This window comes from Streptomyces sp. SCL15-4, from assembly GCF_033366695.1.
GTDB lineage: Bacteria > Actinomycetota > Actinomycetes > Streptomycetales > Streptomycetaceae > Streptomyces.
The window spans coordinates 6,328,979-6,344,740 of the sequence record NZ_JAOBTQ010000001.1 but is presented as its reverse complement, the minus strand read 5'-3'; the positions used below and the strand labels follow the sequence as shown (position 1 = coordinate 6,344,740).

General features: G+C 72.7%; 13 protein-coding genes. 9 read left to right on the top strand and 4 right to left on the bottom strand.

Annotated features, from left to right (window positions below):
- Nucleotides 1-2 precede the first annotated feature (2 nt).
- Nucleotides 3-1,670 (top strand): RICIN domain-containing protein, encoded by a 1,668-nt coding sequence (locus SCK26_RS28445; RefSeq protein WP_318204182.1) that lies wholly within the window; start codon nt 3-5, stop codon nt 1,668-1,670.
- 347 nt (nt 1,671-2,017) lie between these two features.
- Here the strand turns inward: SCK26_RS28445 and SCK26_RS28440 are convergent, their stop codons facing one another.
- Together SCK26_RS28440 and SCK26_RS28435 are read right to left on the bottom strand one after the other, a co-directional pair.
- Nucleotides 2,018-3,181 carry a hypothetical protein gene (locus SCK26_RS28440; protein ID WP_318204181.1) on the bottom strand — a complete coding sequence of 388 codons (1,164 nt, stop codon included), beginning with the start codon at nt 3,179-3,181 and terminating at the stop codon, nt 2,018-2,020.
- The gene (locus SCK26_RS28435) at nt 3,178-4,119 is read right to left on the bottom strand and encodes a 5-dehydro-4-deoxyglucarate dehydratase (RefSeq protein WP_318204180.1); all 942 of its coding nucleotides are present in this window, start codon (nt 4,117-4,119) and stop codon (nt 3,178-3,180) included. Before SCK26_RS28435 ends, SCK26_RS28440 begins: the two co-directional genes overlap by 4 nt.
- Nucleotides 4,120-4,359: 240 nt before the next feature.
- Between SCK26_RS28435 and SCK26_RS28430 the strand changes: the two genes are divergently transcribed.
- The 7 genes from SCK26_RS28430 to SCK26_RS28400 all read left to right on the top strand — a co-directional run bounded on the left by SCK26_RS28430 (nt 4,360) and on the right by SCK26_RS28400 (nt 11,672).
- On the top strand, nt 4,360-5,169 hold the full coding sequence (locus SCK26_RS28430; RefSeq protein WP_318204179.1) for an NAD(P)-dependent oxidoreductase: 810 nt from the start codon (nt 4,360-4,362) through the stop codon (nt 5,167-5,169).
- Between the two features lie 284 nt (nt 5,170-5,453).
- Nucleotides 5,454-6,224: a DeoR/GlpR family DNA-binding transcription regulator gene (locus SCK26_RS28425; protein WP_318206116.1), complete on the top strand. Its 771-nt coding sequence runs from the start codon at nt 5,454-5,456 to the stop codon at nt 6,222-6,224.
- A gap of 83 nt (nt 6,225-6,307) precedes the next feature.
- Complete coding sequence (locus SCK26_RS28420) at nt 6,308-7,678, top strand: sugar ABC transporter substrate-binding protein (RefSeq protein WP_318204178.1); 1,371 nt, start codon at nt 6,308-6,310, stop codon at nt 7,676-7,678.
- Nucleotides 7,675-8,610 (top strand): sugar ABC transporter permease, encoded by a 936-nt coding sequence (locus SCK26_RS28415; protein ID WP_318204177.1) that lies wholly within the window; start codon nt 7,675-7,677, stop codon nt 8,608-8,610. Before SCK26_RS28420 ends, SCK26_RS28415 begins: the two co-directional genes overlap by 4 nt.
- Nucleotides 8,607-9,431: a carbohydrate ABC transporter permease gene (locus tag SCK26_RS28410; protein ID WP_318204176.1), complete on the top strand. Its 825-nt coding sequence runs from the start codon at nt 8,607-8,609 to the stop codon at nt 9,429-9,431. Before SCK26_RS28415 ends, SCK26_RS28410 begins: the two co-directional genes overlap by 4 nt.
- Entirely contained in the window at nt 9,428-10,417 is a 990-nt protein-coding gene (locus tag SCK26_RS28405; RefSeq protein ID WP_318204175.1) for a zinc-dependent alcohol dehydrogenase family protein, read from the top strand. The genes SCK26_RS28410 and SCK26_RS28405 overlap by 4 nt, the downstream gene beginning before the upstream one ends.
- Before the next feature lie 70 nt (nt 10,418-10,487).
- Nucleotides 10,488-11,672, top strand: coding sequence for a TerD family protein (locus SCK26_RS28400; RefSeq protein WP_318204174.1), 1,185 nt, complete (start codon nt 10,488-10,490; stop codon nt 11,670-11,672).
- A gap of 112 nt (nt 11,673-11,784) precedes the next feature.
- Here SCK26_RS28400 and SCK26_RS28395 read toward each other — a convergent pair whose 3' ends face one another.
- Complete coding sequence (locus SCK26_RS28395) at nt 11,785-12,372, bottom strand: helix-turn-helix domain-containing protein (RefSeq protein WP_318204173.1); 588 nt, start codon at nt 12,370-12,372, stop codon at nt 11,785-11,787.
- Nucleotides 12,373-12,522: 150 nt separating this feature from the next.
- Between SCK26_RS28395 and SCK26_RS28390 the strand changes: the two genes are divergently transcribed.
- Nucleotides 12,523-13,971 (top strand): MFS transporter, encoded by a 1,449-nt coding sequence (locus SCK26_RS28390; protein ID WP_318204172.1) that lies wholly within the window; start codon nt 12,523-12,525, stop codon nt 13,969-13,971.
- 94 nt (nt 13,972-14,065) lie between these two features.
- Here the strand turns inward: SCK26_RS28390 and SCK26_RS28385 are convergent, their stop codons facing one another.
- Nucleotides 14,066-15,514, bottom strand: coding sequence for an alkaline phosphatase PhoX (locus tag SCK26_RS28385; RefSeq protein ID WP_318204171.1), 1,449 nt, complete (start codon nt 15,512-15,514; stop codon nt 14,066-14,068).
- Nucleotides 15,515-15,762 lie beyond the last annotated feature (248 nt).

The following is a 15,762-nucleotide window of genomic DNA, read 5'->3' as shown; positions in this document are numbered from 1 at the left end:
CCGTGGCCGGCGCGACCCTGGCCGCCGGTCTGCTGCTTCCCGCGCAGCCCGCCCAGGCGGCCTCCCAGTTGACGTCCTTCGACGCCGACTTCACCCTGACGCGCGTCGACGGCGACAAGCAGCCCCTGATCGAGTCGGCGGAGTCGGCCGGTGTCGCGAGGGCGGCCGTCACCGACGTCCTGGGCTCCCGCACCGGCATCGCCCACTTGTGCCACGGCACCGGGCTCAACGGCGCGCTGGCCTACGACGGCTTCTGCTGGGACCGCGACGACGACACTTCCAGGTACGACGTTGCGGATGGCGGCTGGATGCCGCAGGGGTTCACCGGCTCGCACGACGCCTACGCGGACGGCCTGTACCAGGGGCGGCACCTGTACATCGCCTCGTGGTACTACGGCAAGTTCGATCACGCTACCAATGATCCGAACGAGCAGTACACCCGGATCTCGATCACCCAGTCGACCGGTGACCAGGTGACGTACGGGCACGTGGCGCTGGTGGAACCGGTGCAGGGCAACTTCAAGAAGCTGTCCTACAAGTCGCACGCGGACGGGATCGCCTGGTACGGCAACCGGCTCTTCGTGGCCAACGGCGTGGAACTGCAGGTGTACGACCTCAGCCACCTGTGGAGCATGAATGACACGAGCGATACGGGCGGTGCCGACACCGGAATGAGCGGAGGGCGCACCTCCGCCCGCTGGCACAGGTGGGCCCTGCCACTGCTGGCCCGCTACACGACCAAGCCCGGCGCCGTCGCCGACACCGACCCCCAGCCGTTCGGCGCGGGCGTGCGGACCTGCGGCCCGGCCAAGGACGTGCTGTGCCTGAGCAGCCTGAGCGTCGACCGGTCGACGTCCAGCCTGGTCTCCGTGGAGAGCATCGGTGACAACCCCGCGGCACGCATCGTCCGCTGGCCGCTGGCGCAACTGGGCACCCAGCTTCCCGCCAAGGTGAATTCGTTCTCCCGCGGTTACTACGCCGACCCGGTCCTCAAGGTGCAGGGCGCCGCCACCGACGGCACGCACTTCTACCTGAGCGGCGATTGTCCGTCGTCCTGGCACTCGGGCTACTCGTGCATCCACGTGGCGGCGGAGGGCGAAACGACGCACGTGCTCACGCAGGCGCCGGGGCTGACCGAGAGTCTCTCCTGGGACCCGAACGCCGGGCGTCTGTGGGGCCTCAACGAAGCCCTCGCGGACAAAGACCCCCCGTATGGGGTGGGGCCCAAGCGTGTGGTGTTCTCCATCAACCCGTCCGCCGGGGCGGCGGTCGACGGCTGGGGGTGGATGTCCAACTTCACCAAGCCCGGGTTCACGTGTGCGACGCCCAAGGGCGACGGCACCGCCAACGGAACCATCGTCACGGTATGGCACTGCATCGGGTCCGAGAGCCAGCGGTGGGCCTTCCAGAACGGCCGTCTCGTCCACAAGGCGAGCGGCAAGTGCCTGACCCCGCAAGGCGACGCGGAGGACACCAACGGCGCCGTACTGACCCTGTGGACCTGCAACGGCAACGCGTCACAGCTGTTCAAGCAGGACGGGGGCGCCGTGACCAACCGCCTCGGCAAGGCCGTCACGCCCAAGGGGGACTCGCTGGACGACGGCACCTATCTGACCCTGTGGTCGAAGACCGGCAACGACTCGCAGGAGTGGCGGGTCAAGGGGTTCTGACCCACTGACACCGCTGCGCCGGGAAGGCGGGCGGCGGGGGCCTTACGAACGCCCGCGTCCCCGCCCCCCGGCCTCGGGCATCCTCCCGATCCCCGTCCCGGTGCCTTAGGCCCACGATGGGCCGGCATGACGACCTCTCCGACCGTGTTCCGCGTGCTGCGGAACCGCGACGCGGCTGGCCCTGCTGGCGACGGCCGTTCCGCTGCGCCGGCGAGCGGCCGCCACGGCAAAGTCCCCGTCCGGCCTCACGTGAAACGGCCGCTCCCACCCCACCACCCCCGGCGCCACGAGGAGCCGGACCCGCCCCCGTCACCACGGCGACCCGGGCAGTCAGGCCCGTCCCGCCCTCAAAGAGCCGACAGCCCGGCCCGCACCGCCGCCAGGTCCTCGTCCGAGGCCAGCCCGGCGTGGTACAGCCGCAGTTCGGTCGCGCCCCCGGCACGCGCGCGGGCCGCGTCCGCCGCGAGCGTGCCGGGGCTGCCGCCCATGCCGCTGACGACGGTGAGGTTGGCGGCCAGCACCGTCCCCTCGCGGGCCTCGGCGGCGAACGGCGCGAGCAGGGCCGTGCCGCCGGTGCAGGGCACCACGACGCCGTCGGCCACGGACAGGACGTGGGCGGGGTCGACGCCCGCGTTGGCCCCGCAGTGGTAGGAGACCGGGTCGGCGTGCAGCAGCACCCGGAAGCCTTGGGGCGCGGCGGCGCGCACGGCGGCGACGGCCTCCTCCTGGAGGGTGCGGGCGGTGGTGTCCCGCCACGCGCGGGTGGCCGCCGCCGTCTCCTCGCCGAGCAGCTTCTCCACCGCCGGCCAGCCGGTGTCGTCGGCCGCGCCCCGCCACAGCGGTTCCAGCGCCTCGCGCACGGCGGCGGCCAGCGCGTCGGCGTCCAGGCCGAGGCCGCCGTAGCCGTCCCGGCAGGACGGGCAGAAGCACAGCGACATCAGGTACTGGCCGGCCTCCGCGAGGGCCACGCCGGCCGTCTTGTCGTGGGCGTGCAGGTGCTGGAGCCCGTACCAGCCGAGCGACTCCAGTTCGGTGCCGTGCGCGCCGGGGCGTACGGCGGCCTCGGCGGCCAGGTCGGTCAGGTACGCGCGCGTGCCGGGCTGGGCGATGCAGGGTGCCCACGGGTAGCGGTCGCCGTAGGCGTTGACGACGGAGGTGTCGGGGTGTTCGGCGCCCATCCGCGAGTTGTGGGCGAGGACGACCCAGGTGTGCACCTCCAGGCCGGCCGCGGCGAGGGCGCCGGCGGCCTCGGCGTAGGCGTTGCCGGGCGCCCAGCGGCCGGCCGGGTAGGGGCGCAGGCCGCGGCCCGCCCAGCGGTCGCCGGGCGGGTAGAGGACGGCCGCGTACTCGGCGGTGACGACGCGGCGCCTGGGGTGGCGCGGGGTCAGCGCGCGGGTGGAGTGGTAGGCGGCGGCGAGGGTGACCTGCTCGACGCCGAGCCCGGCGATGCGCGCGGGCGCCTCCGGGTCGCCGTTGACGTCCCAGGGATAGACGAACGCCGAGGCCCTCACGCGTCCTCCTCCAGCAGTGCCCGACCGCGCTCGATCAGCCCGGCGAGCTGCTTGACGTGGTCCTCGGCCGGTTCGTGCAGCGGGGGCCGGACCTCGCCGACGTCCAGTCCGCGCAGCCGTACGCCCGCCTTGACCAGGGAGACGGCGTAGCCGCGGCCGCGGGCGCGCAGGTCGGCGAACGGGCCGTAGAAGCCGTCCAGGAGGCGGTGCGCGAGCGGCTCGTCGCCGGTGCGCAGGGCGCGGTGGAAGGCGAGGGCGATCTCCGGCGCGAAGCAGAACACCGCGGAGGAGTACAGGGTGATGCCGAGCGCGCGGTAGGCGAGCTGGGTCTGCTCGGCGGTGGGCAGGCCGTTGAAGTACAGGAAGTCGCCGGGGACCTCGGTGCGCACGGCGCTGACGAGGCGCTGCATCAGGTCGAGGTCGCCGAGGCCGTCCTTGAGGCCGATGACGCCGTCGGTGCGGGCGAGCGCGACGACGGTCTGCGGGGTGAGGACCGCGTTGTCGCGCTGGTAGACGACGACGGGCAGGGCGGTGGCCGCGGCGACCTCCCGGTAGTGCCGCAGCAGGCCCTCCTGGCCGGCGTGCACCAGGTACGGCGGCATGGCGAGGAGGCCGTCGGCGCCCGCGCTCTCGGCGAGGCGGGCGTAGCGGACGGCGAGGGCGGTGCCGTACCCGGCGCCCGCGACGACCGGGACGCGCCCGCCGGCGGCCTCGACGGCCGCGCGGACGCAGGCCTCGAACTCCTCCGGCAGCAGCGCGTGGAACTCCCCGGTGCCGCACGCGGCGAAGACGGCGGCGGCTCCGTCCTCGACGCCCCGGCGCACATGGGCGCGGTAGACGTCGAGGTCGAGTGAGCCGTCGGGGCCGTAGGCCGTGACGGGGAAGAAGAGCGGCCCGCGCGGATCGCGGAGCCGGGCGGCGAGAGGGGCTGGCGTCACAGGCGCTCCCTGTCGGTGCATGCTTCTGATCAGTGTCTATATTTCTGAACATCGTCACGCTAAGGGCCGCAATTGTGGCGGGTCAAGCCGGAGAACGGGCAACGGAGCAGCGGATTTCCCCCTGGCGGGGCACACTTGACGAGATACGGCGCCGCTCCCTAGCGTGTCCACGCTTGTGAATCCTGTCCATGCATGCGGCCGTTGAGGACACCGGCTCCCGGACACCAAGGAGATCGAAGGATGCCCGCTCCCCGCACCGTCCTGCTCACCGGCGCCGCCGGCGGGCTCGGCACCCTGATGCGGTCTTTGCTGCCGGAGTACGGCTACACGCTGCGCCTGTTCGACGTCCGGCCCGTCGACGGCGAGCCGGACGCCGTCACCGCCGACCTCGCCGACAAGGACGCGCTGCGCGAGGCGGTGCGGGGCGTGGACGCCGTCCTGCACCTCGCGGGCATCTCCCTGGAGGCGCCTTTCGAGAAGATCCTCAGGTCGAACATCGAGGGCACGTACAACCTGTACGAGGCCGCGCGCGAGGAAGGCGTGCGGCGGATCGTCTTCGCCTCCTCCAACCACGCCGTCGGCTTCACCCCGGCCCCGCGCGCGGGCGAGCCGCTGATCCCCGTCGACACCCCGCGCCGTCCGGACACCTTCTACGGCCTGTCGAAGTCCTTCGGCGAGGACCTGGCCCAGTTCTACTGGGACAAGCACGGCCTGGAGACCGTCTCCGTGCGCATCGGCTCCTGCTTCCCCGAGCCCACCAGCGTGCGCATGCTCTCGGTGTGGATGAGCCCCGCCGACGGCGCCCGCCTCTTCCACGCGGCCCTGACCGCCGAGGAGGTCGGCCACACGGTGGTCTACGGCTCCTCCGCCAACACCCGCCTGTGGTGGGACCTGAGCAGCGCGCGGGCGCTCGGCTACGAACCCCGGGACGACTCCGAGCCGTACGCGCCGAAGCTGATCGCCGAGCAGGGCGAACTCGACCCCGGGAACCCGGCCCACAGCCACCTGGGCGGGCACTTCGTGAACGACCCGCCGATCTGGCCATACTGAACCCCGGCCGGCCCCCGGGTGACTCACCGGCGGCCGGAAACGAACGTCCACGCGCGCGGGCGGGCACCGAACGGGCCCGCCCGCCGCCGTATCCGGGCATCCGCCGTGCCCGAACCCACCCCGCGCCGGACGGCCGCGCAGGTCCGCCGCGGGCACGCCCCGTGCGAAGCGGGCCCGAACGGGCAGGATCGGGCCCGCGACAGACCTGGTCAGCGCCGCGCACCGACGGTAGAACTTCCCCCATGGGCCCGAACGGGCAGTTCCCCAGGGAAGCGGGTGACGACATGGACGCCTGGACCGCGGAGGCACGCCGACGGGAGATCGTGCGCGTCGCACGCGCCGCCGGCTCGGTCGACGTCACCGCCCTCGCCGCCGAACTCGGCGTGGCCAAGGAGACCATCCGGCGCGACCTGCGCGCGCTGGAGGACCACGGCCTGGTCCGCCGCACCCACGGCGGCGCCTATCCGGTGGAGAGCGCCGGCTTCGAGACGACGCTGGCCTTCCGCGCCACCAGCCGGGTGCCCGAGAAGCGCCGGATCGCCACCGCGGCGGCCGGGCTGCTCGGGGAGGCCGAGACGGTCTTCGTCGACGAGGGCTTCACGCCGCGGCTCATCGCCGAGGCACTGCCCCGGGACCGCCCGCTGACCGTCGTCACCGCCTCCCTGCCGGTCGCGGGCGCCCTCGCGGAGGCCGACCAGGTGTCCGTGCTGCTGCTCGGCGGCCGGGTCCGTCCGGGCACGCTGGCCACCGTCGACCACTGGACGACGAAGATGCTGGCCGGCTTCGTGATCGACCTCGCCTACATCGGGGCCAACGGCATTTCCCGCGAGTACGGCCTGACCACCCCCGACCCGGCGGTCAGCGAGGTGAAGGCGCAGGCCGTGCGGGCCGCCCGCCGCACGGTCTTCGCGGGCGTGCACAGCAAGTTCGGCGCGGTCAGCTTCTGCCGCTTCGCGGAGGTCGGCACGCTGGAGGCCATCGTGACCAGCACCCTCCTGCCGTCCGCCGAGGCCCACCGCTACTCCCTGCTGGGTCCCCAGGTCATCCGGGTCTGACCACCCGGCCCGCCCTTCCTCCCTCCAGAGCCCCGGCACACCCTTCGACGCCCCTTATCTCCCCATATCTCCAGGAGCGATCCATGCGTACCCCGAGCCGACGGAGGCCGCGAGCCGCGCTCGCCGCGGCCGCCGCCGGGACGCTGCTCGCCCCGCTGCTGTCCGGCTGCTGGGCCGGTGCGGGCGGGTCCGGTTCCGGCGGCGACGCCATCAACGTCCTGATGGTCAACAACCCGCAGATGACCGAGTTGCGGAAGCTGACCGCCGCCCACTTCACCCGGGACACCGGCATCAAGGTCAACTTCACGGTCCTGCCGGAGAACGACGTCCGCGACAAGATCAGCCAGGACTTCGCCAACCAGGCCGGCCAGTACGACGTGGCCACCCTGTCCAACTACGAGATACCGATCTACGCCCGCAACGGCTGGCTGCACGCGCTGGACTCCTACGTGGCGAAGGACCCGTCGTACGACCAACCCGACATCCTGCGGCCCATGCGCGAGGCCCTCACCGGCACCGACGGCAAGCTGTACGGGCAGCCCTTCTACGGCGAGTCGTCCTTCCTCATGTACCGCAAGGACGTGTTCGCCGCGAAGGGCCTGACGATGCCCGCCCGCCCCACCTGGCGGCAGGTCGCCGACCTGGCCGCGAAGGCGGACGGCGCCCGGCCCGGCATGCGGGGCATCTGCCTGCGCGGACTGCCCGGCTGGGGCGAGCTGATGGCACCGCTCACCACCGTCGTGAACACCTTCGGGGGCACCTGGTTCGACAAGGACTGGACGGCCCGGCTCGACTCCCCCGCCTTCGAGAAGGCGACCAAGTTCTACGTCGGCCTGGTCCGCCGGCACGGCGAGTCCGGCGCCGCCCAGTCCGGCTTCGCCGAGTGCCTGAACAACATGACCCAGGGCAAGACCGCCATGTGGTACGACGCCACCTCCGCGGCCGGCCTGCTGGAGGCGAAGGGCTCCCCGGTCCGCGGCAGGCTCGGCTACGCGCCCGCGCCCGTGGAGCGCACCGAGTCCTCCGGCTGGCTCTACACCTGGGCCTGGGGCATCCAGCACTCCTCCCGCAACCCGGACAAGGCCTGGAAGTTCGTGTCCTGGGCGTCCGGCAAGGGCTACGAACGGCTGGTCGGCGAGACCAGCGGCTGGGCGAACGTCCCCGCGGGCAAACGGGCCTCGACGTACGCCGACGCCGACTACCGCGCCTCCGCCGCCGCCTTCCAGGAGATGACCAGGAAGGCCATCGAGAGCAGCCGCCCGAACGACCCCGGCGTCCAGCCGCGCCCCGCGCCCGGCATCCAGTTCGTCGGCATCCCCGAGTTCACCGATCTGGGCACCAAGGTCTCCCAGGAGATCAGCGCGGCCATCGCCGGACGCCAGTCCGTCGCCTCGGCCCTGCGCAAGTCCCAGCGGCTCGCCGAACGGATCTCCGAGGAGTACGAGGGACGATGACCGCGACGACCGCTCCCCTGACCCGCACCCCGGCGCGCGCCGCGCGCCGGCCCTCCGCCCGGCTGCGCGCCTGGGCCACCCGGGCTCCGCTGCTGCCGGCCCTCGTCTTCCTGATCGCCGTGACCCAGCTGCCGTTCGTGGCCACGCTGGTGATCTCGTTCTTCGACTGGAACGCCCTCTATCCGAAGGCGCGCCGCTTCACCGGCCTGGACAACTACCGCCAGGTGCTGACCGACGCGGACCTGCGCCACTCGGTGTGGACGACCGTGCTGCTCACCGCGGCGGTGGTGCTGGCCAGCCTGGTTCTGGGACTGGTGCTGGCGCTGCTGCTGGACCGCAGGTTCCGCGGCCGGGGCATCGTGCGCACCCTGCTCATCGCGCCGTTCCTGGTGGTGCCGGTGGCCGCGGCCCTGCTCTGGAAGCATGTGCTCTACAACCCCGAATACGGCCTCTTGAACGGGTTGTCGCACTATGTGGGCGGCCCACAGCCGGACTGGGTGTCCCGCACGCCGCTGCTCGCCGTCGAGGCCTCCCTGGTGTGGCAGTGGACGCCGTTCATGATGCTGATCCTGCTGGCCGGACTGCAGAGCCGGGACCAGCAGCAGATCGAGGCGGCCCGGGTGGACGGCGCGGGCGACTGGCAGATCTTCGTCCACCTCACACTGCCGCATCTGCGCCGCTACCTCGAACTCGGCGCCCTGCTGGGCTCGATCTACATCGTGCAGAACTTCGACGCGGTGTTCACGATCACCTCCGGCGGCCTCGGCACCGCCAACCTGCCCTACACCGTGTACCAGAGCTTCTACCAGGCCCACGAGAACGGGCTCGCCTCCGCCGCGGGCGTCCTCGTCGTCATCGGTTCCCTCGTCATCGCCACGTTCGCGCTGCGCGTGGTGTCGTCCCTGTTCCGCGAGGAGGTGTCCCGCGCATGAGGGCCCTACGGCGCCACGGTCCGGGCCTGCTGGCCTGGCTCGCCGGGATCGTGTTCTTCCTGCCCATCGCCTGGATGGCGCTGACGTCCTTCCACTCGGAGACGGACGCGGCGACGAACCCGCCGTCCTTCACCGCCGCCCTGACCCTGGACGGCTACCGCGAGTTCTTCGGCAGCGGCGGCGGGGCGAGCCCCTGGCCCGCGCTGGCCAACTCCGCGGTGGCCTCGGTCGCCTCCACGCTCCTCGTCCTGCTGCTCGCCCTTCCGGCCGCCTACGCGCTGTCCATCCGGCCGGTGCGGAAGTGGACGGACGTGCTGTTCTTCTTCCTGTCGACGAAGATGCTGCCGGCGGTGGCGGGCCTGCTGCCCCTGTACCTCTTCGCCAGGAACGCCGGCCTGCTCGACAACATCTGGCTGCTGGTCGTCCTCTACACCTCGATGAACCTGCCGATCGCGGTGTGGATGATGCAGTCCTTCCTCGCCGAGGTGCCGGTCGCGGTCATCGAGGCGGCCCGGGTGGACGGCGCCCGCCTCCCGGTCGTCCTCACCCGCGTGGTGGCCCCCATCGCCCTGCCCGGCATCGCCGCCACGGCCCTGATCTGCTTCATCTTCAGCTGGAACGAACTGCTCTTCGCCCGGGTCCTGACGGGCGTGGTCGCCGAGACCGCCCCCGTCTTCCTGACCGGCTTCATCACCAGCCAGGGCCTGTTCCTGGCGAAGGTGTGCGCCGCGTCGCTCGTCATCTCCCTGCCGGTGCTCGCCGCGGGGTTCGCCGCCCAGGACAAGCTGGTCCAGGGCCTGTCGTTGGGAGCCGTGAAATGAAGGCCGCCGTCATCGAGTCCGTGGGCCGCGCCGTCGTCACCGAGGTCCCCGACCCCACGCCGGGGCCGCGCGAGGTCGTCGTCGAGGTCGCCGCCTGCGGCCTGTGCGGCACGGACCTGCACATCCTCCAGGGCGAGTTCGCGCCGAAGCTGCCGATCGTGCCGGGGCACGAGTTCGCCGGCGAGGTGGTCGCGGTCGGCACCCGGGTCACGGAGGTGGCGGCCGGCGACCGGGTCGCGGTCGATCCCTCCCTGTACTGCCACGAGTGCCGCTACTGCCGTACGGGCCACAACAATCTCTGCGAACGCTGGGCGGCGATCGGCGTGACGACGGCGGGCGGCGCGGCCCGGTACGCCGTCGCCCCCGTCGCGAACTGCGTACGGCTGCCCGAGCACGTGCGCACCGAGGACGCGGCCCTGGTGGAGCCCCTGTCCTGCGCGGTACGCGGCTACGACGTGCTCCGCGCCCGCCTCGGCGCGCACGTGCTGATCTACGGCTCCGGGACGATGGGCCTGATGATGCTGGAGCTGGCCAAGCGGACCGGCGCGGCGAGCGTGGACGTGGTCGACGTGAACCCGGCCCGCCTGGAGACCGCCCGCCGGCTCGGCGTCTCCGCCGCGGCGGGCAGCGCGGACGAACTGGACCGGCCGCGGGGCTGGGACGTGGTCGTGGACGCGACCGGCAACGCGGCGGCGATCCAGGACGGCCTGGACCGGGTGGCGAAGGCGGGCACGTTCCTCCAGTTCGGCGTGGCGGACTACGCGGCCCGCGTGACCATCGACCCGTACCGGATCTACAACCAGGAGATCACGATCACCGGTTCCATGGCCGTGCTGCACAGCTTCGAACGGGCGGCGGAGCTGTTCGCGAACGGGGTGCTGGACCCGGAGGTGTTCATCAGCGACCGCGTCCCGCTGGAGCGCTACCCGCAGGCGCTGGAGCAGTTCGCGGCGGGCGTGGGACGGAAGATCGTGGTGGTGCCGTAGTCCGTTCGGCGGGTTCCGGCCGGTAAGGGAACGGTAAAGCGGTGTCGTTCGTTCACCCGGCATGACAGCTATGACCCCAGGCTCGAACATCCCTCTGCCGACCGCGCGCGTGACGGTGGACGTCTCCGCCCCGGTGCGGCTCGACGTGTCGGGCCTGCTGCTCACCGGCGACGGCAAGGTGCGTTCCGACGACGACTTCATCTTCTACAACCAGCCGAGCGGTCCCGGCGTGACCTACCGCTCGGGCGGCGGCACGGCTCCGGACGCGGTCACGGTGGACACCGCCGCCGTCCCGCCCCAGATCGAGAAGATCGTCGTCACCGCCAGCCCGGACGCGGCCGGCCAGACCTTCCAGGGCATCGAGCCGACGGCCACGATCCGGGACGCGGACGGCGGGGCCGTGCTGGCGACGTTCACGCCGCCGCGGCTCGGCACCGAGACCGCGCTGGTGATCGTCGAGATCTACCGCCGGGGCGGCCAGTGGAAGGCGCGGGCGGTCGGCCAGGGGTACGCCGACGGGCTCGCGGGCATCGCGACCGACTTCGGTGTGACGGTGGAGGAACCGGCCGCGGCCGCGCCGGCTCCGGCCGCCCCCGTGGCCCCGCCGCAGCCGGCCGCCGCCCCGGACGTCCCGCCGCAGCCGGTGGCCCCGCCGCCCGCCCCGGTGCCGGGCGCCGGGAAGATCAACCTGGACAAGGGCCGGGTCAGCCTCCAGAAGAACCAGACGGTGTCCCTGGTCAAGGGCGGCCGGCCGATGCTGTCCCAGGTCCGGATGGGCCTCGGCTGGGAACCGGCGTTCCGGGGCAAGGACATCGACCTCGACGCCTCGGTCATCGCCTACGGCCCGCAGCGCAACCACATCGACAGCTGCTACTTCGGCAACCTGGTCATCCTCAACGGCGCGATCCGGCACTCCGGTGACAATCTGACCGGCGAGGGCGGCGGCGACGACGAGGTCATCACGGTCGACCTCGGCCGGCTGCCCCAGGAGGTCACCGGCCTGGTCTTCACCGTGAACTCCTTCTCCGGCCAGAAGTTCACGGAGGTCGCCAAGGCGTACTGCCGCCTGATCGACGCGGCCAGCGGCGAGGAACTCGTCCGCTTCGACCTCACCGCCGCGGAGCCCCGCACGGGCGTCATGATGGCCAAGCTCATCCGCCAGTTCTCCGGCGAGTGGGACATGACGGCGATGGGCGACTTCGTCAAGGCCCGCACGGTACGCAACATGGTCGACCCGGCCGCGAAGGCCCTGTAACCCCGGCCCGCCCGACGGCGGCGGCACCCCGTCCCGCCGCCGCCAGGCCCCTGGCAGCGCCACCGGCAGTCGCGCCTCTCCCGAGCCTCGTCGCGCAGGGGCGCTCGGCCGGTCAGTGGCGGCCCGTCCCCCCGGCGCCCCGCAGTCCCTGCTCCAGCAAACCCAGATAGCGGCGGATCTCCGTCTCACCCGCCCCCGCCAGCTCCGCCGCCGAAGCCACCCCGTGCGCCAGCCGCAGCACCTCGATCGGCTCCACATCCTCGCGCAGCGCGCCCTCCGCCTGCGCCGCCAGCACCAACCGCGCCACGGCCCCCTTCACCACGTTGCCGCACGTCGTCAGCGCCGCCGCGCCGCCGTCCGTCACCGCCGACCCGAGCAGCGCCTTCATTCCGCGCACCTGGATCGTGCCGACGGCCAGTTCGTACAGCCACTCCGCGAGCGCCTCACCCGCGGGCAGCCGCTTCGCCAGCTCGTCGGCCCGCGCCCCGAGCGCCTCGATCCGGTCCACGTACGCCGCCTCCAGCAGCGCCTGCCGGGTCGGGAAGTGCCGGTAGAGCGTGCCCGAACCGACCCCCGCCCGCTTGGCGATGTCGTCGAGTGACGCGTTCTCTCCATGCTCGGCGAAGGCCTCCGCCGCCACCTTCAGCAACCGCTCGTAGTTGCGCCGAGCGTCCGCGCGCATGGGCCTGGCCTGCGTCATCCACTCACTCCTTGCCAACCGGGGACCATCTCCGTATCTTATCGAGCACCAAACGGAGACAGTCCCCGCTTACCGCCGTAGTACTCCGTGGGCAGCTCGTCCCTGCCCGCGTGCAGCCGCGCGCCCGGGGACCCCAGACCGGGAGACCGCATGTCCACCCCGTCCACACCGGCACCGTCGTCCGCCACCGCCTCCGCACCGGCCGCCGCGCCACCCGCGCGCCTCGGCACCACCCTTCTCGTCATCGTCACCGCCTACTTGATGGTCGGCGTCGACTCCACCGTCGTCAACGTCGCGCTGCCGGACATCCGGCGGGGCCTCGGCTTCAGCCCCACCGGCCTGTCCTGGGTGCTCAACGCCTACACCCTCGCCTTCGGCGGCCTGCTGCTGCTCGGCGGACGGGTCGGCGACCTCCTCGGCCGCCGCCGCACCCTGACCGCCGGTGTCCTGCTGTTCGCGCTGTCGTCCCTGCTCGGCGGCCTCGCCACCGACAGCGGCCTGCTGCTGGCCGCCCGGGCGCTCCAGGGTGTCGGTGCCGCACTGATCGCCCCGAGCACCCTGGCCCTCATCACCACCGGCTTCCCCGACGGCCCGCCCCGGCACCGCGCGCTCAGCGTCTACTCCTCCATGGCCGGCATCGGCGGTTCCGCCGGGCTGGTCCTCGGCGGGATGCTCACCTCGTGGGCGTCCTGGCGCTGGGCGCTGCTGATCAACGTCCCCCTCGGTCTGGCGCTGGCCCTCGCGCTGCCCCGCTTCGTCCCCGAGACCGGGCGCCACGCCGGCCGGCTCGACCTGCCGGGGGCGCTCACCGGAACGGCCGGCACGACCTCGCTGGTGTACGCGTTCATCCGGGTGTCGGAGAGCCGCTGGAGCGACCCCGGGGCGCTGGCCGGCTTCACCGCCGCGGCCGTCCTGCTCGCCGGCTTCCTGCTGCTGGAGTCCCGGGCGGACCAGCCCGTGCTGCCGCTGTCCCTGTTCGCCGACCGGGACCGGGCCGGCGGGTACGCGAGCATCCTGCTGCTGCCCGCGGGCATGTTCGGCGCCTTCTACTTCCTCACCCTGTTCGCCCAGCAGGTGCTGCGCTACAGCCCGTTGCGCGCGGGCTTCGCCTTCCTGCCGCTGACCCTGGTGATGTTCACGACCGTGCGGCTGGTGCCCCGGCTGCTGGCCCGGTTCGGCACCAGACCGGTGCTGCTGACCGGCCTGTCCCTGGCCACGCTCGGCACCGGCCGGCTGGCCCTGCTGGCGCCCGGCGACGGCTACGCGGCCGGACTGCTCGGCCCGCTGGCCCTGATCGGCCTGGGCATGGGCCTGAGCTTCATGCCGCTCACCGCGACGATCCTGTCCGCCGTGACCCCGCGGCAGGCCGGCGCCGCCTCCGGCCTGCTGCAGACCCTCCAGTGGCTGGGCGGCACCGTCGGACTGTCCGTCCTGGTCACGGCGTACGGCACGGCGACCCGGCACACCACCGGCTCGCCGGACGCCGTCCTCACCCACGGCGCCGCCCACGCCTTCGCCGCCGGCACCCTGCTCACGCTGACCGCGCTGCTGGTGGCGGCCACGGTACTGACCGGCGGACGCCGGAACTCCCGTGGGTGAAGCGGGCGTTCAACGATCCGAGAAGTCCGCGACGGCCCTGGTCGCGTCCTGTCCCGGTACGAGGCCGACGGCCAAGACTCCCGAGCCCGAGGGATCAGCGTCGCTGCCGCTTCCAGGGCCCGGTGATGGCCAGCATGATGCCGGGCGTCTGGATGTTGGCGAACAGGGTCCGGCCGTCGGGCGAGAAGGTGACGCCGGTGAACTCGCTGTACTCCGGCTCCTCCGCGGTGCCGATGTTCAGCTCGTTGCGGGCGATCGGGTAGGTACGGCCGCTCTCGGTGGCGCCGAACAGGTGCTGGACGCCCTCGCCGTCCTCGGCGATGACCAGGCCCCCGTAAGGGGAGACGGTGATGTTGTCGGGGCCGTCGAAGGCGCCGTCGACGGCCGGGTCCGGGTTCACCCCGAGCAGCACCTTCAGCGTCAGGGTGCGCCGCTTGGGGTCGTAGAACCAGACCTGGCCGTCGTGCTGGACCGGGCTCTCCTGGCGGGCGAAGGAGGAGACGACGTAGACACCGCCGTCGGCCCACCACATGCCTTCCAGCTTGCGGGCGCGGGTGACCTGGCCCTCGGTGAACTGCTTGCGCACCGAGACGGTCCGGGCGTCCCGGTCCGGGACGTCCACCCAGTCCACGCCGTACACGGTGCCGGTCCTCGTGGCGCGGGACAGGTCGTCCACGAACCGGCCGCCGGAGTCGAAGCACTTGAACGCCTGGAGCGTGCCCGCGTCGTCGGCGAGGGTGCGCAGCCGGCCGCGGCCGTGCCGGAAGCCGGTCGGCGGGACCCAGCGGTAGAACAGGCCGTTGGGACCGGAGGCGTCCTCGGTGAGATAGGCGTGGCCCCGCCTGGGGTCGATGACGACCGCCTCGTGGGCGTAGCGGCCGAACGCCTTGACCGGCTTGGGGTCGCGGTTGGCCCGGCGGTCCTCCGGGTCGACCTCGAAGACGTAGCCGTGGTCCTTGGTGAAACCGTTCTTCCCGGCCTTGTCCTCGGTCTCCTCGCAGGTCAGCCAGGTGCCCCACGGGGTGCTGCCGCCCGCGCAGTTGGTGGCGGTGCCGGCGATGCCCACCCATTCGGCGACCTCGCCGCCCCGGCGGACCTCGACCACCGTGCAGCCGCCGGCCGCGGCCGGGTCGTAGACCAGGCCCTCGGTGAGCGGCACCGGGTGCGGCCACTGGGCGCGGGCGCCGGCCAGCTCGTGGTTGTTGACGAGCAGGGTGGTGCCGCGCCGGCCCTCGAAGGTGGCGGTGCCGTCGTGGTTGGACGGGGTGAACTCGCCGGACTCCAGGCGGGTCCGGCCGCTGTAGGTGATGATCTCGTAGCGGAAGCCGGCCGGCAGGGCGAGGATGCCGTCCGGGTCGGGGAGCAGCGGGCCGTAGCCGGCGCCGTGGTGGCCCCCGTGCGCCGAGAGGGCTTCGCCGCTCTCGGTCTCCGTGGCGGCAAGGGCGTTCGGCGCGGTGGCGAGGGCGCCGACGCTGCCCGCCAGGGCGACTCCGGCTCCGGTGAGCGCGGATGTCCTGGCGAAGTCCCTGCGGGTGAGCGACATGGTGTCTCCTGTGACGACGGTTGCGGTGTCGTGGAGGGTGGGGGGCCTCGGTTCGGCGCCACGCTCCCGCCCATCCGTGAACAGGAGTTGAACGCCGGACCACCACTGCGGCGCCTGTTCCATGAATGCGTATGCGACAGCCCATGACCACGTACAGGACCACGGCCCGGATCGGAACCGGTACGGCGGACAGCGTCCCTGAGGAGCGCGGGGAACCGCCCGACCGGCCCGCCACGCCCGGCGGCCGG